The sequence below is a fragment of the Tabrizicola piscis genome (assembly GCF_003940805.1).
Classification (GTDB): Bacteria; Pseudomonadota; Alphaproteobacteria; order Rhodobacterales; family Rhodobacteraceae; genus Tabrizicola; species Tabrizicola piscis.
In genome coordinates this window covers 1,649,677-1,669,467 of record NZ_CP034328.1, presented here as the reverse complement: position 1 = coordinate 1,669,467, position 19,791 = coordinate 1,649,677, and the positions used below count along the sequence as shown (strand labels likewise).

General features: G+C 62.2%; 28 protein-coding genes. All 28 read left to right on the top strand.

All coding sequences use genetic code 11. The annotated features are described in order from the left end of the window. The first annotated feature begins 359 nt into the window (after positions 1 to 359). The 28 genes from rpmC to EI545_RS07890 all read left to right on the top strand — a co-directional run bounded on the left by rpmC (position 360) and on the right by EI545_RS07890 (position 19,790). Positions 360 to 560: a 50S ribosomal protein L29 gene (rpmC, locus tag EI545_RS08025; RefSeq protein ID WP_125324991.1), complete on the top strand. Its 201-nt coding sequence runs from the start codon at positions 360 to 362 to the stop codon at positions 558 to 560. Between the two features lie 11 nt (positions 561 to 571). Further along, on the top strand, positions 572 to 811 hold the full coding sequence (gene rpsQ / locus EI545_RS08020) for a 30S ribosomal protein S17 (protein WP_125324990.1): 240 nt from the start codon (positions 572 to 574) through the stop codon (positions 809 to 811). Positions 812 to 869: 58 nt separating this feature from the next. Further along, positions 870 to 1,238: a 50S ribosomal protein L14 gene (gene rplN / locus EI545_RS08015; RefSeq protein WP_091302592.1), complete on the top strand. Its 369-nt coding sequence runs from the start codon at positions 870 to 872 to the stop codon at positions 1,236 to 1,238. Continuing rightward, the gene (gene rplX / locus EI545_RS08010; RefSeq protein ID WP_125324989.1) at positions 1,238 to 1,543 is read left to right on the top strand and encodes a 50S ribosomal protein L24; all 306 of its coding nucleotides are present in this window, start codon (positions 1,238 to 1,240) and stop codon (positions 1,541 to 1,543) included. The genes rplN and rplX overlap by 1 nt, the downstream gene beginning before the upstream one ends. Then, positions 1,543 to 2,103, top strand: coding sequence for a 50S ribosomal protein L5 (gene rplE, locus EI545_RS08005; protein ID WP_125324988.1), 561 nt, complete (start codon positions 1,543 to 1,545; stop codon positions 2,101 to 2,103). Before rplX ends, rplE begins: the two co-directional genes overlap by 1 nt. A 17-nt stretch (positions 2,104 to 2,120) precedes the next feature. After that, positions 2,121 to 2,426, top strand: a complete 306-nt coding sequence (rpsN, locus tag EI545_RS08000) for a 30S ribosomal protein S14 (RefSeq protein ID WP_125324987.1) — start codon at positions 2,121 to 2,123, stop codon at positions 2,424 to 2,426. Positions 2,427 to 2,438: 12 nt separating this feature from the next. Next, positions 2,439 to 2,837 (top strand): 30S ribosomal protein S8, encoded by a 399-nt coding sequence (rpsH, locus tag EI545_RS07995; RefSeq protein ID WP_125324986.1) that lies wholly within the window; start codon positions 2,439 to 2,441, stop codon positions 2,835 to 2,837. Positions 2,838 to 2,848: 11 nt separating this feature from the next. Next, positions 2,849 to 3,382, top strand: coding sequence for a 50S ribosomal protein L6 (gene rplF, locus EI545_RS07990; RefSeq protein WP_125324985.1), 534 nt, complete (start codon positions 2,849 to 2,851; stop codon positions 3,380 to 3,382). Between the two features lie 11 nt (positions 3,383 to 3,393). Then, positions 3,394 to 3,753, top strand: coding sequence for a 50S ribosomal protein L18 (rplR, locus tag EI545_RS07985; protein WP_125324984.1), 360 nt, complete (start codon positions 3,394 to 3,396; stop codon positions 3,751 to 3,753). Positions 3,754 to 3,877: 124 nt separating this feature from the next. After that, positions 3,878 to 4,444, top strand: a complete 567-nt coding sequence (rpsE, locus tag EI545_RS07980; protein ID WP_125324983.1) for a 30S ribosomal protein S5 — start codon at positions 3,878 to 3,880, stop codon at positions 4,442 to 4,444. A 2-nt stretch (positions 4,445 to 4,446) separates the two neighbouring features. Beyond that, positions 4,447 to 4,635 (top strand): 50S ribosomal protein L30, encoded by a 189-nt coding sequence (rpmD, locus tag EI545_RS07975; RefSeq protein WP_125324982.1) that lies wholly within the window; start codon positions 4,447 to 4,449, stop codon positions 4,633 to 4,635. 175 nt (positions 4,636 to 4,810) lie between these two features. After that, positions 4,811 to 5,194: an ectoine synthase gene (locus tag EI545_RS07970; RefSeq protein ID WP_125324981.1), complete on the top strand. Its 384-nt coding sequence runs from the start codon at positions 4,811 to 4,813 to the stop codon at positions 5,192 to 5,194. Positions 5,195 to 5,331: 137 nt separating this feature from the next. Further along, positions 5,332 to 5,811 carry a 50S ribosomal protein L15 gene (rplO, locus tag EI545_RS07965; RefSeq protein ID WP_125324980.1) on the top strand — a complete coding sequence of 160 codons (480 nt, stop codon included), beginning with the start codon at positions 5,332 to 5,334 and terminating at the stop codon, positions 5,809 to 5,811. A gap of 102 nt (positions 5,812 to 5,913) precedes the next feature. After that, positions 5,914 to 7,275, top strand: a complete 1,362-nt coding sequence (gene secY / locus EI545_RS07960; protein ID WP_125324979.1) for a preprotein translocase subunit SecY — start codon at positions 5,914 to 5,916, stop codon at positions 7,273 to 7,275. 3 nt (positions 7,276 to 7,278) lie between these two features. Further along, positions 7,279 to 7,929 carry an adenylate kinase gene (locus tag EI545_RS07955; RefSeq protein WP_125324978.1) on the top strand — a complete coding sequence of 217 codons (651 nt, stop codon included), beginning with the start codon at positions 7,279 to 7,281 and terminating at the stop codon, positions 7,927 to 7,929. 180 nt (positions 7,930 to 8,109) lie between these two features. Then, on the top strand, positions 8,110 to 8,478 hold the full coding sequence (gene rpsM / locus EI545_RS07950; protein ID WP_125324977.1) for a 30S ribosomal protein S13: 369 nt from the start codon (positions 8,110 to 8,112) through the stop codon (positions 8,476 to 8,478). 12 nt (positions 8,479 to 8,490) lie between these two features. Further along, positions 8,491 to 8,886 carry a 30S ribosomal protein S11 gene (rpsK, locus tag EI545_RS07945; protein ID WP_125324976.1) on the top strand — a complete coding sequence of 132 codons (396 nt, stop codon included), beginning with the start codon at positions 8,491 to 8,493 and terminating at the stop codon, positions 8,884 to 8,886. A gap of 120 nt (positions 8,887 to 9,006) precedes the next feature. Then, complete coding sequence (locus tag EI545_RS07940; RefSeq protein WP_125324975.1) at positions 9,007 to 10,023, top strand: DNA-directed RNA polymerase subunit alpha; 1,017 nt, start codon at positions 9,007 to 9,009, stop codon at positions 10,021 to 10,023. A 175-nt stretch (positions 10,024 to 10,198) separates the two neighbouring features. Then, positions 10,199 to 10,609, top strand: a complete 411-nt coding sequence (gene rplQ, locus EI545_RS07935) for a 50S ribosomal protein L17 (protein WP_125324974.1) — start codon at positions 10,199 to 10,201, stop codon at positions 10,607 to 10,609. 171 nt (positions 10,610 to 10,780) lie between these two features. After that, entirely contained in the window at positions 10,781 to 11,392 is a 612-nt protein-coding gene (locus EI545_RS07930) for a helix-turn-helix transcriptional regulator (protein WP_125324973.1), read from the top strand. A gap of 52 nt (positions 11,393 to 11,444) precedes the next feature. After that, positions 11,445 to 12,032, top strand: coding sequence for an acyl-homoserine-lactone synthase (locus EI545_RS07925; RefSeq protein WP_125324972.1), 588 nt, complete (start codon positions 11,445 to 11,447; stop codon positions 12,030 to 12,032). Between the two features lie 131 nt (positions 12,033 to 12,163). Continuing rightward, positions 12,164 to 13,474 carry a replication-associated recombination protein A gene (locus tag EI545_RS07920; RefSeq protein WP_125324971.1) on the top strand — a complete coding sequence of 437 codons (1,311 nt, stop codon included), beginning with the start codon at positions 12,164 to 12,166 and terminating at the stop codon, positions 13,472 to 13,474. Between the two features lie 112 nt (positions 13,475 to 13,586). Next, on the top strand, positions 13,587 to 13,937 hold the full coding sequence (gene crcB, locus EI545_RS07915) for a fluoride efflux transporter CrcB (protein ID WP_125324970.1): 351 nt from the start codon (positions 13,587 to 13,589) through the stop codon (positions 13,935 to 13,937). Next, positions 13,934 to 14,977, top strand: a complete 1,044-nt coding sequence (locus EI545_RS07910) for an RluA family pseudouridine synthase (protein ID WP_125324969.1) — start codon at positions 13,934 to 13,936, stop codon at positions 14,975 to 14,977. Before crcB ends, EI545_RS07910 begins: the two co-directional genes overlap by 4 nt. Further along, the gene (locus tag EI545_RS07905; protein ID WP_125324968.1) at positions 14,974 to 15,681 is read left to right on the top strand and encodes an ATP12 family chaperone protein; all 708 of its coding nucleotides are present in this window, start codon (positions 14,974 to 14,976) and stop codon (positions 15,679 to 15,681) included. The genes EI545_RS07910 and EI545_RS07905 overlap by 4 nt, the downstream gene beginning before the upstream one ends. Positions 15,682 to 15,918: 237 nt before the next feature. After that, positions 15,919 to 16,935 (top strand): amino acid ABC transporter substrate-binding protein, encoded by a 1,017-nt coding sequence (locus EI545_RS07900; RefSeq protein WP_125324967.1) that lies wholly within the window; start codon positions 15,919 to 15,921, stop codon positions 16,933 to 16,935. A gap of 136 nt (positions 16,936 to 17,071) precedes the next feature. After that, positions 17,072 to 18,349 (top strand): amino acid ABC transporter permease, encoded by a 1,278-nt coding sequence (locus tag EI545_RS07895; RefSeq protein WP_125324966.1) that lies wholly within the window; start codon positions 17,072 to 17,074, stop codon positions 18,347 to 18,349. A gap of 1 nt (position 18,350) precedes the next feature. Then, positions 18,351 to 19,790 (top strand): amino acid ABC transporter permease, encoded by a 1,440-nt coding sequence (locus tag EI545_RS07890; protein WP_245990333.1) that lies wholly within the window; start codon positions 18,351 to 18,353, stop codon positions 19,788 to 19,790. Position 19,791 lies beyond the last annotated feature (1 nt).

The window sequence follows — 19,791 nt, the reverse complement described above, 5'->3', positions numbered from 1 at the left end:
GGGCCCTGCGAACCGCGGAACTAAGTATCTTCGTTAAGAAGTATGGGCGAAGGGCTCAAAAAAATGCGGATCCCAATGACCGCACACACGATCGCGACGTCGAAAAGCAGATACGTCAAATGGATCCGATTGAATTGGATCGCTTATTGCGAGAAGACGAGGAATAGCGCGTGGCGGGCATCGGTTGACGTCAGCCTCGCATTCCCCCCAACTTCCCCCTTGCCCCCCAAGCCCATCCCCCCTATACGACGCCATCCAGCGATTCCGGACCTCCGGATTCGTTGGTTTGTCATTGATCCGCCAGGTCCTCGGTGACCCTCAAGCAGGGGCCGTCTGGCGATTGTGGAAAAGGAAGCGGCATGAAAGCCGAAGAACTGAAGTCGAAGACGCCGGACCAGCTGCGCGACAGCCTGGTTCAGCTCAAGAAGGAAGCGTTCAACCTGCGTTTCCAGCAGGCGACGAACCAGCTTGAGAACACCGCCCGCATGCGTGCCGTCCGCCGTGACGTCGCCCGCATCAAGACGGTGCTGGTTCAAAAAGCCACTGAAGCTGCGAAGTAAGGGGAACCGCCATGCCAAAACGTATCCTGACGGGCACCGTCACCTCGGACAAGAACGAGCAGACGATCACCGTCTCCGTCGAACGCCGCTTCAAGCACCCGCTGCTGCAGAAGACAGTGCGTAAGTCGAAGAAATACCGCGCTCACGATGCGGAGAACAAGTTCAAGGTCGGCGACACCGTGCGCATTGAAGAATGCGCGCCGATTTCGAAAACGAAACGCTGGACGGTAGTGGTCGACGCAACTGCGTGACCCCCTCCGTCTCTAACGAAACCGCAGGGCGTGTCCCTGCAGGTCGGGAGACTACCAAATGATCCAGATGCAGACGAATCTGGATGTGGCTGACAACTCTGGCGCGCGCCGGGTTCAGTGCATCAAGGTTCTTGGCGGTTCGCACCGCCGTTATGCTTCCGTCGGCGACATCATCGTGGTGTCGGTCAAGGAAGCGATTCCGAAGGGCCGCGTGAAGAAGGGTGACGTCCGCAAGGCCGTTGTCGTTCGCACCGCCAAGGAAGTTCGCCGTGAAGACGGCACCACCATCCGTTTCGACCGTAACGCCGCCGTCATCCTGAACAACCAGGGCGAACCGGTCGGCACCCGTATCTTCGGGCCGGTCGTGCGCGAGCTGCGTGCCAAGAACTTCATGAAGATCATCTCGCTGGCGCCGGAGGTGCTCTGATGGCTGCGAAACTCAAGAAGGGTGACACCGTCGTCGTGCTCACCGGCAAGGACAAGGGCAAGAAGGGCGAGATTTCGTCCGTCAATCCCGATGCGAACAAGGCCATCGTCGATGGCGTGAACGTCGCGATCCGCCACACCAAGCAAAGCCAGACCTCGCAAGGTGGCCGCGTTCCGAAAGCGATGCCCATCGACTTGTCGAACCTGGCCATCGTGGACAAGAACGGCAAACCGACCCGCGTCGGCTTCCGCATGGAAGGCGACAAGAAGGTCCGTTTCGCCAAGACCACCGGGGAGGCGATCTGATGCTTGATCAAGCCACTTACACGCCGCGCCTGAAAGCCGAATACAAAGGCAAGATCCGCGCCGCGATGAAGGAAGAGTTCTCGTACAAGAACGACATGCAGATCCCCCGTCTGGACAAGATCGTCCTGAACATGGGCGTCGGCGAGGCGGTCAAGGACACCAAGAAGGTCAAGCAGGCCGCCGAGGAACTGTCCCAGATCGCCGGTCAGAAGGCCGTCATCACCAAGGCCAAGAAGTCGATCGCCGGCTTCCGCGTCCGTGAGGAAATGCCGCTGGGCTGCAAGGTCACGCTGCGGGGCGACCGGATGTACGAATTCCTGGACCGTCTGATCAACGTGGCTCTGCCGCGCGTCCGCGACTTCCGCGGCGTCAAGGGCAGCAGCTTCGATGGCCGCGGCAACTATGCCATGGGCCTGAAAGAGCACATCGTGTTCCCCGAAATCAACTTCGACAAGGTCGACGAAGTTCTGGGAATGGACATCATCATCTGCACCAACGCGAAGACCGACGCAGAAGCCAAGGCGCTGTTGAAGCATTTCAACATGCCCTTCACGTCGTAAGCGCGAGGAACAAAGATATGGCAAAGAAATCCATGGTGAACCGCGAAGTGAAGCGCGCCAAGCTGGTGAAGCAACACGCTTCCAAGCGGGCCGCGCTGAAAGCGGTGATCAACGATCAGGCGAAACCGGTTGAAGAACGCTTCAAGGCGTCGATCAAACTGGCCGAGCTGCCCCGCAACTCGTCCGCCGTCCGGCTGCACAACCGCTGCCAGCTGACGGGCCGTCCGCATGCGTTCTATCGCAAGCTCAAACTCAGCCGCATCATGCTGCGGGACCTCGCCTCGTTTGGCCAGATCCCCGGCATGGTCAAGTCCAGCTGGTAAGGAGGACCGGATATGATGATGAACGATCCTCTTGGCGATATGCTGACACGCATTCGCAACGCCCAGATGCGTGGCAAGTCCACGGTCAAGACCCCGGCGTCCACGCTGCGGGCCCGGGTTCTGGAAGTGCTGGTTTCCGAAGGCTACATCCGTGGCTGGGAAAAAGCTGACACCGACAACGGTCAGGGCGAATTCACGATCAGCCTGAAGTACTACGAAGGTGAGCCTGTGATCCGCGAACTCAAGCGCGTGTCCAAGCCCGGCCGTCGGGTGTACATGGGCGTGAAAGAGATCCCCTCGGTCCGCAACGGTCTGGGTGTCTCGATTGTCTCCACGCCGAAAGGCGTCATGTCGGATGCAAATGCACGCGCTGCCAATGTTGGCGGCGAAGTGCTTTGCACCGTATTCTAAGGGAGGGTGGAATGTCTCGTATCGGCAAGAAGCCCGTCACCCTGGTCAAGGGCACCTCGGCCTCGATCAGCGGCCAGACCATCGAAGTGAAGGGGCCGAAAGGCACCCGCAGCTTCACCGCAGGCGATGACGTGACGCTGACCGTGGAAGGGGATACCGTCAAGGTCACCCCCCGCGGCATGTCCAAACGTGCGCGTCAGCAGTGGGGCATGACCCGGTCCATGGTCGACAACCTGGTTGTCGGCGTCTCGACCGGGTTCAAGAAGGAAATGGAAATCCAGGGCGTGGGTTACCGCGCCGCGATGGCGGGCAATGTGCTCAAGCTGTCGTTGGGCTACAGCCACGAAGTCAACTTCGAGGTGCCCGCCGGCGTGACCGTGACTTCTCCGAAGAACACCGAAATCATTGTGGAAGGCATTGACCAGCAGCTTGTTGGTCAGGTCGCCGCGAACATCCGCGAATGGCGCGCGCCCGAGCCCTACAAGGGCAAAGGCATCCGCTACAAGGGTGAGTTCGTGTTCCGCAAGGAAGGCAAGAAGAAGTAAGGGCGAGAGAAATGGCAAACAACAAGAGAGAGCTGTTCCTCAAGCGCCGCATGCGCGTCCGGAACAAGATCAAGGCGACCTCGCATGGTCGTCTGCGCCTGTCGGTGCACCGGTCCTCGAAGAACATCAGCGTTCAGCTGATCGACGATGTGAAGGGCGTGACTGTCGCCTCGGCATCGTCGCTCGAAAAGGATCTGGGCGTCGTCGGCAAGAACAACGTCGAGGCTTCCACCAAAGTGGGCGCCGCGATTGCCGAGCGGGCCAAGAAGGCCGGGGTCGAGGAATGCTACTTCGACCGTGGTGGCTTCCTGTTCCACGGCAAGATCAAGGCCTTGGCCGATGCTGCCCGTGAGGGTGGTCTGAAGTTCTGATTTCGGTGGGCGGCGCTTCCCTTTGCGGGTGCGCCGCTCCGATGATCCGGGCCCCGGGCTTGACCCGGCCAGCACCAGGATTGGCGATAACGGCGCCGATGCGCCACCAGTGAAGGAATGCCTTATGGCAGAACGTGATAACCGCCGGGACGGCCAGCGCCGCGATAACCGCCCGGAAGAAAACCCGGAATTCGCCGACCGTCTGGTCGCGATCAACCGCGTCTCAAAAACCGTCAAGGGTGGCAAGCGCTTCGGCTTCGCAGCCTTGGTCGTCGTCGGTGACCAGCGTGGTCGCGTCGGCTTCGGCAAGGGCAAGGCCAAGGAAGTGCCGGAGGCGATCCGCAAGGCCACCGAACAGGCCAAGCGCAGCCTGATCCGCGTGCCGCTGAAGGACAGCCGCACTCTGCACCACGACATGGAAGGCCGCCACGGCGCCGGGAAAGTCGTGATGCGGACCGCTGTTGCAGGTACCGGCATCATCGCCGGCGGCCCGATGCGCGCCGTGTTCGAGATGCTTGGCATCCAGGACATCGTGGCGAAGTCGATCGGTTCGGCCAACCCCTACAACATGATCCGCGCCACCATTGACGGGCTGAAGCACGAAGCCTCGCCCCGCAACGTGGCATCGCGTCGTGGCAAGAAGGTTGCGGAAATCCTTCGCAAGCCCGAAGCCGAAGTCGTGGAGGCCTGAGCATGACCAAAACCATCATCGTCAAGCAGGTGGCTTCCGCCGCCCGCCGCCCGGCCAAGCAGACCGCGACCCTCAAGGGTCTGGGACTGAACAAGATGAACCGCACCCGCGAGCTGGAAGACACCCCTTCCGTGCGCGGTATGGTCAACAAGATCAGCCACCTCGTCGAGATCATCGAAGAGCGCGGCTAAGCGTCGGTCGGGGCCTGCCCCGACCCCGTAACATCAAACGCCCCTGCGGAAACGCGGGGGCGTTTTGCTTTTCGACGGTGCCATCATGGCGGGGTCTCCTGCAATCTGTCTGTTGCCATCGACAAGGCCCCGCAGTCATGATCCGCGAACAGCTTGACCTGCAGGAGCCCGCCCCATGATCGTCCGTACGCTTGCCTCGATCCTTGACACCCCGTCCCATGTGAAGGGCGCGTCCTTTGAAAGCCGCCGGATCCTGCTGGCCGCAGATGGGCTTGGCTATTCGCTGCATGACACCATCTGCAAGGCCGGGTCCGAGCAGTTGCTGGAATACAAGAACCACGTCGAAACGAACTATGTCATCGAAGGCAAAGGCCAGGTGACCAACGTGGCCACGGGGCAGGTCTGGCCGCTTGGCCCCGGCACGGTGTACGTGCTTGACCACCACGAGGCGCATCTGCTGCGCGCCGAAACCGACCTGCGGATCATCTGCGTCTTCACTCCGGCCCTGACTGGTCAGGAAAAGCACGATGCCTCGGGCAGCTATCCCGCCCCCGGCTGACGCCCTGCGCCTTGCCATCGGCCCACGGGTCGTGTATCGGCCCCCGGTGGACTGCATGGTCCACGAGAATCAACAAGAAATGCCGCGTTGTCCCCATCCGTCGCAGGTAGGGACCTTCCGGCCAAGGAGATTGCGACATGAAACTGCATGAACTCGCCGACAATCCCGGCGCTGCCAAGAAGCAAAAGCGCGTTGCGCGCGGCCCGGGCTCGGGCAAGGGCAAGACCGCTGGCCGTGGTATCAAGGGTCAGAAATCCCGTTCGGGCGTCGCCATCGGCGGCTACGAAGGCGGCCAGATGCCGCTGTACCGCCGTCTGCCCAAGCGCGGCTTCAACAAGCCGAACCGTCTGGAATACGCCGTCGTGAACCTCGGCCTGATCGAGAAGTTCATTGCCGCCGGCAAGCTGGACGCCAAGGCCGAGATCACCGAAGACGTTCTGGTCGCCGCTGGCCTGACCTCGCACAAGCGCGATGGCATCCGCGTGCTGGCCAAGGGTGAGATCAAATCGAAGATCACGCTGAAGGTCTCTGGCGCGTCAGCCTCGGCCGTGGAAGCGATCGAGAAGGCGGGCGGCAGCGTCACGCTTACGGCACCAGTCGCGGCCGCGGCTGAATAAGGGATTGTGAGCGGCCGGAAGGTCGCTTACATCAACCATCAGTTTTCCCGCGCCGCCAACCGGAGAACGGTCTGGCGGCGCTTGGCTTGAAAGAGACCTGATATGGCATCTGCTGCAGAGCAAATGGCGGCGAACCTAAGCTGGGGCGCGCTGGGCAAGGCAACTGACCTTCGCCAACGCATCTTCTTCACGATCGGCCTTCTGATGGTCTACCGGCTTGGGACCTACATTCCGGTGCCCGGCATTGACGGCGAAGCGTTGCGTGATGTGATGGCTCAGGTCAGTCAGGGCATCGGCGGCATGCTGAACCTGTTCACCGGCGGCGCGATCAGCCGCATGGGGATCTTTGCCCTGGGCATCATGCCCTACATCAGCGCCTCGATCATCGTGCAGCTTCTCAGCACGATGTATGCCCCCTGGCAGGCCCTGAAAAAAGAAGGCGAGCAAGGCCGCAAGAAGCTGAACCAGTACACCCGCTATGGCACGGTCGCCTTGGCGATCCTGCAGGGCTACGGCATCGCCGTGTCGATTCAGGGCGGCGGGCTGGCCCACAGCCCGGGGCCGTTCTTTATCGCATCCTGTGTCATCACGCTTGTCGGCGGCACGATGTTCCTGATGTGGCTGGGTGAACAGATCACCGCCCGCGGTATTGGCAACGGCATTTCCCTGATCATCTTCGTCGGCATCGTCGCCGAGATTCCGGCCGCAATCGCCCAGTTCCTGGCGCAGGGCCGGTCGGGCGCCCTGTCCACGCCGGTCATCCTTGGGGTGATCGTGATGGTATTCGCCGTCATCACCTTCGTCGTCTTCATGGAGCGCGCGCTGCGCAAGATTTCCATCCTTTACCCGCGCCGTCAGGTGGGGATGAAAGTGTACGAAGGCGGGTCGTCGCACCTGCCGATCAAGGTAAACCCTGCAGGCGTCATCCCGGCGATCTTCGCCTCGTCAATCCTCTTGTTGCCGACGACGATCAGCACCTTTTCCGGCAGCACGACCAACCCGGTTCTGTCATGGCTGGCTGCCAGCCTTGGCTATGGCCAGCCGCTGCATCTCTTGTTCCTGGCGGCCATGATCGTCTTCTTCAGCTATTTCTACACGCTCAACGTCAGCTTCAAGGTCGATGACGTGGCCGAGAACCTGAAGTCGCAGAATGCCTCGGTCCCCGGCATCCGTCCCGGCAAGAAGACCGAGGAGTATCTGGAATATGTGGTGAACCGCATCCTCGTCCTCGGGTCGGCCTATCTGACGGCGGTCTGTTTGCTGCCAGAGATATTGATCAGCCGCGTCGGCATTCCGTTCTATTTCGGCGGTACGTCGGTGCTGATCGTGGTGTCGGTCACGATGGACACGATCCAGCAGGTTCAGTCGCATCTTCTGGCGCATCAGTATGAATCGCTGATCGAAAAGTCGCAGCTGCGCGGTCGCAAGCGTACAGGGCCCCCCAAGGCCCCCGCCCGGCGCTGATCCATGACGAACATCATTCTTCTGGGCCCGCCGGGTGCTGGCAAGGGCACTCAGGCCAAGCGGCTGGAAGACAGCCGAGGCATGGTGCAACTGTCCACCGGCGACATGCTGAAGGAAGCCATCGCCAAGGGGACAGACCTTGGTCGCCGCGTCGAAGGCATCATGGCCCGGGGCGAATTGGTGACGGATGACATCGTCATCGGCCTGATCGAGGCAAAGATGCACGACGGCGCCAAGGGCGGGTTCATCTTTGACGGCTTTCCCCGTACGCTGAAGCAGGCCGATGCGTTGGGCGCGTTGCTCGCGCGCACCGGGCAGGGGCTGGACGCCGTGATCGAGATGCAGGTGGATGACGCAGCGCTGGTCGCGCGGATCACCGGGCGTTTCACCTGCGGCAATTGCGGGGCGGTCTATCACGACCAGACGCACCCGACCAAGGTTCCCGGCACCTGTGACGTTTGCGGCAGCACGAACCTCAAGCGCCGCGCTGACGACAATGCGGAAACGCTCAAGACCCGATTGATGGAATATTACAAGAAGACGTCACCCCTGATCGGCTATTATTACGCCAAGGGGCAGCTTTCCGCCGTGGACGGCCTGGCTGATGTGGACAGTGTTGCCGATGCCATCGCATCGGTTCTTGACAAAGCCTGACAAACTTCTTCTGCGGCCTTGACGGCCCCGGGAAAACCCCCTAATGCACAGCGTCCCGCGGTGGAATCGCCTTGCGGGCCTTCCTTATTGGAAGTTCGGACCATCTGGGGCCAGTCCCCTGATGGAGTTGTGAAAAAAGGTTCTGGCACTACGGAACCGCAACCTAGAAGGACGACACGTTTGGCACGTATTGCTGGCGTCAACATTCCGACCGGAAAACGGGTTCCGATCGCGCTGACCTATATCACCGGAATTGGCCCGCGCACCGCAGACACGATCTGCGAAGCGCTCAAGATCGATCCGGCCCGCCGGGTGAATCAGCTGAACGACAGCGAAGTGCTGGCGATCCGCGAATACATCGATGCGAACGTGACGGTCGAAGGCGACCTGCGCCGTGAAGTCACGATGAACATCAAGCGTCTGATGGATCTGGGCTGCTACCGCGGCCTGCGCCACCGCAAGGGCCTGCCGGTCCGCGGCCAGCGCACCCACACCAACGCTCGTACCCGCAAAGGCCCCGCAAAGGCCATTGCCGGCAAGAAGAAATAAGGGGGCCCGGATATGGCACGCGATACCAAGGCCGCCCGCACGAAGAAAAAAGAACGCAAGAACATCGCCGCTGGCGTGGTTCATGTGAACTCTTCGTTCAACAACACCAAGATCCTGATCTCCGACGTTCAGGGCAACGCGATTTCCTGGTCGTCTTCGGGCACCATGGGCTTCAAGGGCTCGCGCAAGTCGACGCCTTATGCTGCCCAGATGGCCGCTGAAGACGCCGCTCGCAAGGCGCAAGAACATGGCATGAAGACCGTTGAGGTCGAAGTGCAGGGTCCGGGTTCGGGTCGTGAATCGGCACTGCGCGCGCTGGCCGCCGTGGGGCTGAACATCACCTCGATCCGCGACGTGACGCCGCTGGCCCACAACGGCTGCCGTCCGCCAAAGCGTCGCCGCGTCTGACGCATTCTTTTCTGCCGGGCCGCGGGGGCACATCCCTCGCGGCCCGGTTTTCGTCGTTTACGATCCTCGGGCGTCCTGCGGCTTTGGACATCGGCAGCGGACAAGTATAGGGGCTTCAGCATGATCCACAAAAACTGGCAGGAACTTATCAAGCCGACGCAGCTTGTCGTGAAGGCGGGGGCAGATGCCGCCCGCACCGCGACAGTGATCGCCGAACCGTTGGAGCGGGGCTTTGGCCTCACCCTCGGCAACGCGCTGCGTCGGGTGTTGATGAGCAGCCTGCAAGGCGCGGCCATCACCTCGGTGCAGATCGACAACGTCCTGCATGAGTTTTCCAGCGTGGCTGGCGTGCGCGAAGACGTGACCGACATCGTGCTGAACCTCAAGGGCGTCAGCATCAAGATGGAAGTCGAAGGGCCGAAGCGGCTGTCGATCTCGGCCAAGGGCCCGGGCGTCGTGACCGCTGGTGACATCTCGGAATCCAACGGGATCGAGATCCTGAACAAGGATCACGTGATCTGCCACCTCGACGACGGTGCTGACGTGTTCATGGAACTGACGGTCTCGACCGGCAAGGGCTATGTCGCGGCCGACAAGAACCGCCCGGAAGATGCGCCGATCGGCCTGATCCCGATCGACGCGATCTATTCGCCGGTCAAGAAGGTCAGCTACGAAGTGCAGCCCACCCGTGAGGGCCAGGTGCTGGACTATGACAAGCTGACGATGAAGATCGAAACCGACGGCTCGCTGACGCCGGACGACGCCGTGGCCTATGCCGCGCGCATCCTGCAGGACCAGCTGTCGATCTTCGTGAACTTCGACGAGCCGGAATCGGCCAAGCTGGGCGAAGTGGATTCGGGTCTCGAATTCAACCCGCTCCTGCTCAAGAAGGTTGATGAGCTGGAACTGTCGGTCCGTTCGGCCAACTGCCTGAAGAACGACAATATCGTCTACATCGGCGATCTGATCCAGAAGACCGAAGCCGAAATGCTGCGCACCCCGAACTTCGGCCGCAAGTCCTTGAACGAAATCAAGGAAGTGCTGTCGGGCATGGGCCTGCACCTTGGCATGGACGTGGAAGACTGGCCGCCAGAGAATATCGAAGACCTGGCCAAGCGTTTCGAAGACCAGTTCTGAGTTTGGTGGGTTCCACCCACCCTACGGCCGACATGTGGCGTAGGGTGGGTGCCAACCCACCGAGAGGACAAATGCCCGGACAGCCGGGGAAAACACGGGTTGCAGAAACCCCAAGGTGAGCGGGACCAAACGTAGGACCCGCCGGACAAAGCAAAACGCGCGATAGGAGATTCCAATGCGTCACTCAAGCGGCTACCGCAAGCTGAACCGGACCCACGAACACCGCAAGGCGATGTTCGCCAACATGGCCGGTTCGCTGATCGAACACGAACAGATCAAGACCACCCTGCCGAAAGCCAAGGAACTGCGTCCGATCATCGAAAAGCTGATCACGCTGGCCAAGCGCGGCGACCTGCATGCCCGCCGTCAGGCCCATGCCCAGCTCAAGCAGGACATGCACACCGCCCGCCTGTTTGAAATCCTCGGCCCCCGCTACAAGGACCGTCAGGGCGGATATGTCCGGGTTCTGAAGGCCGGTTTCCGCTATGGCGACATGGCCCCGATGGCGATCATCGAGTTTGTTGATCGCGACACTTCGGCCAAAGGCGCCGCCGACCACGCCCGCAGCGAAGCCGCCGAAGGCTGAACACCGCCACGCATGAAATTGGAACGGCCCGCTGCCGAGGCGGGCCTTTTCCATTAAAATTCCATAGAAACACCTGATTCAACAGGATTTTGGCAATTAGGCTTGCACTTGTGCTACCAAGGACCAAGATCAATCGAGAGTAGAATCGTACGGGTTAGAATGTGTTGTTGAATGTCCGACAAGAAAGCCATTGCCGTGCTGCTTGAGCGGCTCGATCATCTTGCCCCTATGGGGTACACGGTCGGGCTGCACATCCGCTTTGCCACGCCTCTTGTCTATAAAAGTTCGTACCCTGTTGAATGGGTCGATCACTACAACAGTCATTCCTACTATCTGCGGGATCCGCTGGTTTTCTGGGGCGTGGGTGTCGAAGGCACCACCCGGTGGAGCGCGATCCCCTTGCCGGACCCGTTCGGCGTCATGAAGAAGGCCGCCAGCCACGGGTTGAACTACGGCGCGGTTTCGTCTTACGGCCCTATCACCTCGCGTTCGATCGTCGGGATCAGCCGGTCGGACAGAGAGTTCGACGACGAAGAACTTGCGCATCTGCGCGAATTGACCATCCAGCTGCATATCGAGGCAAAGCCGCCCTCCGACCTGACGAAAGCGCAGATCGAGGCGCTGCAATGCCTTGCCAACGGGGACAGGCACGCCGCGGCCGCGGAAAAGCTTGGCATTACGGAAAGCGCCTTCAAGGCGCGGCTTCAGTCGGCGCGTGTCCGGCTGGAGGCCCGCACCACGTCGGAAGCGATCCGCAAGGCACGGGAATACCGGCTGCTCTGATCCGTGTCTTTCCCTTCGACAGGTTGACGAACCAGAAGAAGGAGAGAGGGAAATGCAAGCCACCACGTTGTCTTACGACAACTTGCACAATCATGGCGAACTGTTCGCCAACATGTTCCGTGCAAGGCATCGGACGTTCATCCAGAACAATCGCTGGGACCTGCCAGAGGCGAACGGGATGGAGTTCGACCAGTATGACACTCCCGCCAGCCGCTGGGTCTGTGTTCATCGTGATGGCGAGGTGATGGCTGGTGTGCGGCTGACGCCCACGACCCATCGCTGCGGAATCTACACCTACATGATCCGCGATGCACAGCGGGGGCTTCTGGAAACCATCCCGCGCGACCTGCTGAACTTCGAAGCGCCGATTGATCCCAACATCTGGGAATCCAGTCGTGTCTTCGTCTCCAACGACGTGCCTGCCGCCGAACGGCTGCGGGTCCAGATGCAGCTGATCCATGAGATGGTGGTATCCGCCCGCACGCTTGGCGCAACCACCCTTCTGGGGATCATCCCCGAACACTCGCCCCGCCTTGCCCGCCGGGTGGGTCTTGATTGCGTCCCGTCCGGTCCGGTGATGGATGCCGGGGGCACGCGGTCGGTCTGCGTCACGATCAGCATGGCAACCAAGCTGCATTGAAAGGACCCCGGTGGGGTTCGAAGGGGTCTTCCACGCTGGAGGACCCCACCATCGCCCGGGCCGTCTGGCCGGGCCGATTGCCAGCGTGCTTGCCGCTTCCGGTTTCCCGCCGCTGCGCCTAGACTGCCACCATGGCAGACCTTTTCGACATCGCCGCCCCTGCACAGCCCGACGCACCCCGCCCGCTGGCGGACCGTCTGCGCCCGCGCGCGCTGTCGCAGGTGATCGGTCAGGAAAAGGTGCTGTCGGCTGAAGGCCCGCTTGGGGCGATGCTGGCGGCGCGGTCCTTGTCCTCACTCATCCTCTGGGGCCCGCCCGGGGTGGGCAAGACCACCATCGCCCGGCTTCTGGCGGCTGAGACGGACCTGACCTTCGTTCAGATCTCGGCCATCTTCACCGGCGTCCCGGATTTGCGCAAGGTGTTCGAAACCGCCAAGATCCGGCGGCAGAACGGGCAGGGGACCCTGCTGTTCGTGGATGAGATCCATCGCTTCAACAAGGCCCAGCAAGACGGCTTTCTGCCGCATATGGAGGATGGGACGATCCTTCTGGTCGGTGCCACCACCGAGAACCCCAGTTTCGAGCTGAACGCAGCGCTTCTGTCCCGCGCGCAGGTCATCGTGCTGGACCGGCTTGGCCTCGTCGACCTTGAACGCCTTGCCCAGCGGGCCGAGCAAGAGCTTGGCCGCGCCCTGCCCCTGAAAGGCGAAGCGCGCGAGGCGCTTCTGGAGATGGCCGATGGTGACGGCCGCGCGCTGCTGAACCTGATCGAACAGGTCGCCGCCTGGAAGACTGAAACCCCGCTGGATCGTGACGCGCTCTCCACCCGCCTGATGCGCCGCGCGGCCAAGTACGACAAGTCGGGCGAGGAGCATTACAACCTGATCTCGGCCCTGCACAAATCCGTGCGCGGGTCCGATCCCGACGCCGCCCTCTACTGGTTCGCCCGGATGCTGGAAGGGGGCGAGGATCCCCGTTTCCTTGCCCGCCGCATCACCCGCATGGCGGTGGAGGATATCGGCCTGGCCGATCCTCAGGCGCAGGATGTCTGCCTGCAAAGCTGGCAGACCTATGAACGTCTGGGCTCGCCCGAGGGGGAACTGGCCCTGGCGCAGGCGGTGGTCTACCTTGCGCTCGCGCCGAAATCGAACGCGGTCTACACGGCCTACAAGGCGGCACGGGCGGCGGCGCGGGAAACCGGCAGCCATCCGCCGCCCAAGCACATCCTGAACGCGCCGACCAAGCTGATGAAGGACATCGGCTATGGCACCGGCTACGCCTATGACCATGACGCCGAAGACGGCTTTTCCGGGCAGGACTACTTCCCCGAAGGCATGAAGCGCCCGGTCTGGTATCTGCCCCCCGAACGCGGTTTCGAACGTGAGTTGAAGAAGCGGATCGACTACTTCGCCAAACTGCGGGCGAAACGTCAGGACGGCTAGGCCCCAAATCTTTTCGAAAAGATTTGCAAATTCCTTCGAAGGAATTTGGTGCGGACCGGAAGGACAGGGCCTTTGCATTGACAAATGCCCCTGTCCACCGCAAAGACCGCGCATGTCCCAGACCCTTCCCCTTGTCGCCCTTGGCGGCGCCCTAGGTGCCGTGCTGCGCTACCTGATGGTAACCGCCATCGGCGCACCCGTGGGCACGCTTGCGGTCAACGTGCTGGGCAGCCTTGCCATCGGCGTCCTGTTCGTCTGGCTGGGGGCGCGTGACGGATGGCAGCTGTTCCTCATGACCGGGGTGCTGGGTGGCTTCACCACCTTTTCCGCCTTCTCTCTGGACACGCTCAAGCTGGTCCAGACCGGCCAGACCCTGCAGGCCGTCGCCTATGTCGGGGCCTCTGTCGCCCTCTCCCTTGCCGCTGCCGCGCTTGGCGTGGCCCTGATGAAAGCCATGTCATGACCGTCCAGCACCTGACCGTGACCGAGGATGAGGGCGAACAGCGCCTCGACAAATGGCTCCGCCGCCGCTTTCCGCATGTGACGCAAGGCGCGGTGGAAAAGCTGTGCCGCACCGGCCAGATCCGGATCGACAGCGCCCGCGCCAAGGCGTCCGACCGCGTGGCCCCCGGCATGATGATCCGCGTCCCACCCCTGCCGGACACCGAAGCGCCCGCCCGTCCGCGCGCGGGTGGCATTTCGGCAGCCGATGAACGGATGATCCAGGCCGCCGTGCTGTGGAAGGATGAACATATCATCATCCTGAACAAACCCGCCGGCCTGCCGTCCCAAGGCGGCAGCGGTCAGGGCGACCGCCACGTTGACGGCCTGACCGAGGCGTTGAAGTTCGGCTACAAGGACAAGCCCAAGCTCGTCCACCGGCTGGACAAGGATACCTCCGGCATCCTGATGCTGGCCCGCACCGACCGGATCGCCCGCGCGCTGAGCGAAGCGCTGCGCCATCGCGCTGCCCGCAAGATCTACTGGGCCGTCGTCGCCGGTGTGCCGCATCCCCGTCAGGGCTCGATCAAATTCGGCCTGATGAAGGCCCCGGGCCGGGGCAGGGGCGGCGAGGGTGAGAAGATGGTTTGCGTCCATCCTGCCAAGATGGCCGAACATCCCGATGCCAAGCGCGCGCAGACCGATTACTTCACCCTGTGGTTCCTTGGCGCCCGCCTGTCCTGGATGGCGTTGGAGCCGGTCACCGGCCGAACCCACCAATTGCGCGCCCATATGGCCGAAATCGGCCACCCGATCATCGGCGATGGCAAATATGGCGGCGGCGAGTCCGAAAACATGGGCGATGGCTGGGGCGCGGGGGCAGGTGGCGATCTGTCGAAAAAGCTGCACCTTCACGCCCGCAGCCTGTCAATCGAACACCCGATCACCAAGAAGATGCTGACGTTCACCGCGCCCTTACCCGAACATATGGCCCGCACCTGGAAACTGATGGACTGGAAGGAATCCGACGTCCCCGCCGACCCGTTCGAGCAGATCAGATGACCGCCTGGTCCCCCCGCCGCTTCTGGACCGAAGCCACCGTTGTGCCCGAAGGGGACGGCTTCACCGTCCACCTCGATGCCCGCCCGGTCCGCACGCCCCTGAAGGCCCCACTGATCCTGCCGACCAAGGCCTTGGCCGATGCCGTCGCCGCCGAATGGCAGGCGCAGACCGGCAAGGTGGACCCCGCCACCATGCCCTTCACCCGCACAGCGAATTCCGCCATCGACACCGTCGCCGCCCATTTCGACGCCGTGGTCGACATGCTGGCCGCCTATGGCGAGACTGACCTGCTGTGCTACCGCGCCACCGGACCTGCGGCCCTGATCGACCGCCAGTCCGCCGCCTGGGACCCGCTGCTCGATTGGGCCGCACAGGCCCTAGGGACACCGCTGCAGGTGACCCACGGCGTCATGCATGTCGAACAGCCTGCCACCAGCCTTGCCACCCTTAAGGCCGCGGTTCGTGCGCTTTCGCCGTTCCAGCTTGCCGCCTTCCATGACCTTGTCGCCATCTCCGGATCACTGATCCTTGCGCTGGCCGTCACCCGCGGGCGGCTTGCCGCAGACGACGCCTGGACCCTCAGCCGGATCGACGAAAGCTGGCAGATCGACCAGTGGGGCGCGGATGAGGAAGCGGCCGAAATCTCCGCGCTGAAACATGCGGCTTTGCTGCAGGCGGACCGATTCTACGCATTGTGTGGGTGACAAGTTTGCCCAAGGACTGTGCAGCACGGTGCCTAAAGGTCGATCAACCTGCACAACCCGTCGAAAACATGCAATTTTCCTGTTTGTTACGGGACACGCTTGACCTTGCAAACCGCTTTGGTCGAAACTGCATGACACTGGGAGAGGCTCACCTCCAACAGTTGCGCCGCCGCGAGGGGATCGCGGGGCACCAATAACGCGGCCCTCTGAAGGCCGCTTACTCAGGAAGAGGTAAGAATGAAAAAATCCGTATTCTTCGGCGCGCTCGCGGCCACCACGCTCGTTTCGGGTCTGGCTGCCGCTGCGACCCTTGATGACATCAAGGCGCGCGGCGAGCTGATCTGCGGGTCGAACACCGGTCTGACCGGCTTCGGCGCGCCGGACGCGAGCGGCAACTGGTCTGGCTTCGACGTCGACCTGTGCCGCGCTGTTGCTGCCGTTGTTCTGGGCGATGCGACCAAGGTCAAGTTCGTCCCCACCACCGGCGAAACCCGCTTTACCGCGCTGCAGTCCGGCGAAGTGGACCTTCTGGTCCGCAACTCGACCTGGACCTTCTCGCGCGACAGCGAACTGGCGCTCGATTTCGTGGCCGTGAACTACTACGACGGCCAGGGCTTCATGGTGAAGAAAGACCTCGGCGTTTCGTCCGCCAAGGAACTTGATGGCGCCACCGTCTGCATCCAGACCGGCACCACGACCGAACTGAACCTGGCTGACTTCTTCAAGCAGAACAACATCAGCTACCAGCCTGTCACGGTTGCCGATGACTCGGAAGCCCAGCGCCAGTATCTGGCCGGCGCTTGCGACGCCTACACCACCGACGCTTCGGGTCTGGCCGCCAGCCGTGCGACTATGCCGGATGCCGACACCCACATCATCCTTCCCGAGATCATCTCGAAGGAACCGCTTGGCCCGGTCGTCCGTCATGGTGACTCGGCTTGGGGCGATGTGGTCCGCTGGACCTACTACGCGCTGCTCGTGGCTGAGGAAAAGGGCGTGACTTCGGCGAACGTCGAAGAAGTCGCGACCTCGACCGCAGATGAAGAAGTGAAGCGTCTTCTGGGCGTTTCGGGTGACATGGGTGCGAAAATGGGCCTCGACAACGATGCCTTCAAGCGCGCCATTGCCGCCGTCGGCAACTATGGCGAGATCTTCTCGCGCAACATCGGTGAAGGCACGGCCATCAACCTGGCCCGCGGCCTGAACGCGTTGTGGACCCAAGGTGGTCTGCAGTACGCACCGCCTTTCCGTTGATCTGAGGCAAGGTTTGCGGGGGTGCCTTCGGGCGCCCCCGCGTTTCGTTCAAACGATAACCTGACAGTCCAGGGGCAAAGACCCCGCCGCCACCGGTCAAAACCGGGGCCGCCTGTCCGGGAAACAGGGGGAAGCCATGGCAATGGCAACGGACGTGCCGAAGAACGGTTTTCGGCTCTCGATGCTTGTTTACGATACGCGCTACCGGTCCTACACGATTCAGCTCGTGGTGCTGGTCCTGTTCGCCATGGCGGTCGCCTGGCTGCTGAACAATACCGTGCAGAACCTCGAAGCCCGCGGGAAAGAGTTCAACTTCGGCTTTCTCTGGCAGCGCGCCGGCTATGACATCGGCCAGCAGCTGATCCCCTACAACAACGACGACAACCACTTCCGCGCCCTGCTTGTGGGCCTGGCCAACACGCTGGTCGTCGCCTTCTGGGGCTGCATCTTCGCCACCGTCCTTGGGGTGATCATCGGCGTCCTGCGCCTGTCGAAGAACTGGCTCGTCGGTCGTCTGATGACCGTCTATGTCGAGATCTTCCGCAACGTCCCCCTCCTGCTCTGGATCCTGCTGACCTACGTCATCCTGTCGGAAATCACCCCGGCCCCGAACGCATTCCGCCTTACCGACGAAATGATCGCCGCAGGCACGGCCCCGGCGGCCGAGATGATGTTCTTCGACTCCGTCGCCGTCACCAACCGCGGCACCAACATTCCGGCACCGCTGTTCGAACGCGGGCTTGGGTCTGTCGACCTTGGGTTCATGACGCTGAACCTGACCTTCCTTGCCATCGTCGCGGTGATCGCCGGGTCCGTCTATGTGAACCGCCGCATCCTCGCCTCCGCCCGCGCCACGCAAGAGGCGACCGGCGACCGCCCGGTGACATGGTGGAAGTCCATCCTTGTCCTCTTCGCACCAGTCCTGCTGCTGTTCGTCATGCTTGGCTTCCATCTTGAGGTGCCCACCCTCAAAGGCTTCAACTTCTCGGGCGGGATCCTTGTGGCTCACCCCTTCACCGCCATGGTGATCGCGCTCAGCCTCTACACCGCCGCCTTCATCGCCGAGATTGTCCGCGCCGGCATCCAGGCCATCAGCCGCGGGCAAAGCGAAGCCGCCTTCGCCCTTGGCCTCCGCCCGGGCCGCACGATGAACCTGATCATCCTGCCGCAGGCCCTGCGCGTCATCATCCCGCCGCTGATCAGCCAGTACCTCAACCTGACCAAGAACACCTCGCTTGGCATCGCGGTCAGCTACCTTGACCTGCGGGGCACGCTGGGCGGGATCACCCTGAACCAGACTGGCCGGGAACTGGAGTGTATGCTGCTGATGATGCTCATCTATCTGTCGATCAGCCTCAGCATTTCGGCGCTGATGAACATGTACAACAACTCTGTCCAGCTGAAGGCGCGCTAAGATGGATCATCATTTCGCCCGCACCGAGATGCTGCCTCCGCAAGCGCCGCCGATCACCGAACGCGGCGCGGTCAAGTGGCTGCGCGAAAACCTGTTCTCCACCCCCTTCAACATCGCCCTCACCCTGTTTGGCGTGGCGACGATCTATTATCTGATCTCCTCGTCGCTGCCCTGGTGGCTGAATTCGGTCTGGAACGCCTCGTCCCTGTCCGAATGTCGCGCCATCGTCGAGGCAAGCGCCGGCGAAGGGGCCACCGGCGCCTGCTGGGCGATGATCCGCGAATGGTGGGGGGCCTTCATCTTCGGCTTCTACCCGCCAGACCAGTGGTGGCGGCCCATCCTTGCCTTTGGCTTCCTGTTCGCAGCCCTCGCGCCGGTGCTGTTCGCCGGGCAGGCGGGCAACCTGACAAAGGTGCTCGGGGCTGTCGGGCTGTTCCTGCTGCTGACGCTTTACCTGTCCGCCGCTCCGGCAACCGTGTTCATCCTGGCCATCCTGCTGGTCGGCGGCATGCTGGCTTTGGCGCAGCTGCGGCCGGGCCAGCTTTTGCTGTTCACCGCCCTGTACCCCGCGCTTTGCTTCTGGCTCTTGTGGGGCGGGTCCATCTGGTCGCCCATCGTGGCCATGGCGGGCTTCGGCGTCCTTTACGCCGTGTTCCGCTTCGCCTCACCGTTCATCGGCCTTTCTCCGGCTGCCGGGGCAGGGGTGCTGGCCGCAGTCCTGTGGTGGCTCTATCTTGACGTGCCGGTGGTTGGCGCGCTGCAGTCCATCCTGCCCTTCGGCCTGCAGGCCATCAACTCCGACCAGTTTGGCGGCTTCCTTCTGGCCATCGTGATCGGCGTCACCGGGATCAGCTTTTCCCTGCCGATCGGCATCCTGCTGGCGCTGGGCCGCCAGTCTGACATGCTGATCGTCAAGACGCTGTCGGTCGGGTTCATCGAATTCATCCGGGGCGTGCCGCTCATCACGCTCCTCTTCACCGCCTCGCTTTTGCTGCAGTACTTCCTGCCGCCGGGCACGAACTTCGACATTATCCTGCGCGTCATCATTCTGGTCACCTTCTTCGCCGCCGCCTATCTGGCCGAGGTGATCCGGGGCGGTCTCGCCGCCCTGCCACGCGGCCAGTATGAAGCGGCTGATGCGCTTGGCCTTGATTACTGGCGTGCCCAGCGGCTCATCATCCTGCCGCAGGCGCTGAAGATCTCGATCCCGGCCATCGTCTCCACCTTCATCGGTCTGTTCAAGGATACCACGCTGGTCGCCTTCGTCGGCCTGATGGACCCGCTGAAGGGCGTCACGCAAATCGTCCGCGCCGACATCAACTGGAAGGGCATCTACTGGGAGCCCTACATCTTCGTCGGCGCCATCTTCTTTCTCATCTGCTTCGGTATGTCCCGGTACTCCATGTACCTGGAAAAGAAGCTCAAGACTGATCACCGCTAAG

Coding starts and splice junctions, on each gene's coding strand:
- EI545_RS07955 (WP_125324978.1), top strand. CDS start 7,279: ATGACGAACATCATTCTTCTGGGCCCGCCGGGTGCTGGCAAGGGCACT.
- rpsN (WP_125324987.1), top strand. CDS start 2,121: ATGGCAAAGAAATCCATGGTGAACCGCGAAGTGAAGCGCGCCAAGCTG.
- rpsK (WP_125324976.1), top strand. CDS start 8,491: ATGGCACGCGATACCAAGGCCGCCCGCACGAAGAAAAAAGAACGCAAG.
- rplN (WP_091302592.1), top strand. CDS start 870: ATGATCCAGATGCAGACGAATCTGGATGTGGCTGACAACTCTGGCGCG.
- rpsQ (WP_125324990.1), top strand. CDS start 572: ATGCCAAAACGTATCCTGACGGGCACCGTCACCTCGGACAAGAACGAG.
- rplR (WP_125324984.1), top strand. CDS start 3,394: ATGGCAAACAACAAGAGAGAGCTGTTCCTCAAGCGCCGCATGCGCGTC.
- EI545_RS07900 (WP_125324967.1), top strand. CDS start 15,919: ATGAAAAAATCCGTATTCTTCGGCGCGCTCGCGGCCACCACGCTCGTT.
- rplX (WP_125324989.1), top strand. CDS start 1,238: ATGGCTGCGAAACTCAAGAAGGGTGACACCGTCGTCGTGCTCACCGGC.
- EI545_RS07925 (WP_125324972.1), top strand. CDS start 11,445: ATGCAAGCCACCACGTTGTCTTACGACAACTTGCACAATCATGGCGAA.
- EI545_RS07910 (WP_125324969.1), top strand. CDS start 13,934: ATGACCGTCCAGCACCTGACCGTGACCGAGGATGAGGGCGAACAGCGC.
- EI545_RS07940 (WP_125324975.1), top strand. CDS start 9,007: ATGATCCACAAAAACTGGCAGGAACTTATCAAGCCGACGCAGCTTGTC.
- EI545_RS07920 (WP_125324971.1), top strand. CDS start 12,164: ATGGCAGACCTTTTCGACATCGCCGCCCCTGCACAGCCCGACGCACCC.
- rplO (WP_125324980.1), top strand. CDS start 5,332: ATGAAACTGCATGAACTCGCCGACAATCCCGGCGCTGCCAAGAAGCAA.
- EI545_RS07890 (WP_245990333.1), top strand. CDS start 18,351: ATGGATCATCATTTCGCCCGCACCGAGATGCTGCCTCCGCAAGCGCCG.
- rpsE (WP_125324983.1), top strand. CDS start 3,878: ATGGCAGAACGTGATAACCGCCGGGACGGCCAGCGCCGCGATAACCGC.
- secY (WP_125324979.1), top strand. CDS start 5,914: ATGGCATCTGCTGCAGAGCAAATGGCGGCGAACCTAAGCTGGGGCGCG.
- rpsH (WP_125324986.1), top strand. CDS start 2,439: ATGATGATGAACGATCCTCTTGGCGATATGCTGACACGCATTCGCAAC.
- rplF (WP_125324985.1), top strand. CDS start 2,849: ATGTCTCGTATCGGCAAGAAGCCCGTCACCCTGGTCAAGGGCACCTCG.
- crcB (WP_125324970.1), top strand. CDS start 13,587: ATGTCCCAGACCCTTCCCCTTGTCGCCCTTGGCGGCGCCCTAGGTGCC.
- rpmC (WP_125324991.1), top strand. CDS start 360: ATGAAAGCCGAAGAACTGAAGTCGAAGACGCCGGACCAGCTGCGCGAC.
- EI545_RS07970 (WP_125324981.1), top strand. CDS start 4,811: ATGATCGTCCGTACGCTTGCCTCGATCCTTGACACCCCGTCCCATGTG.
- EI545_RS07905 (WP_125324968.1), top strand. CDS start 14,974: ATGACCGCCTGGTCCCCCCGCCGCTTCTGGACCGAAGCCACCGTTGTG.
- EI545_RS07895 (WP_125324966.1), top strand. CDS start 17,072: ATGGCAATGGCAACGGACGTGCCGAAGAACGGTTTTCGGCTCTCGATG.
- rplQ (WP_125324974.1), top strand. CDS start 10,199: ATGCGTCACTCAAGCGGCTACCGCAAGCTGAACCGGACCCACGAACAC.
- rpmD (WP_125324982.1), top strand. CDS start 4,447: ATGACCAAAACCATCATCGTCAAGCAGGTGGCTTCCGCCGCCCGCCGC.
- rplE (WP_125324988.1), top strand. CDS start 1,543: ATGCTTGATCAAGCCACTTACACGCCGCGCCTGAAAGCCGAATACAAA.
- EI545_RS07930 (WP_125324973.1), top strand. CDS start 10,781: ATGTCCGACAAGAAAGCCATTGCCGTGCTGCTTGAGCGGCTCGATCAT.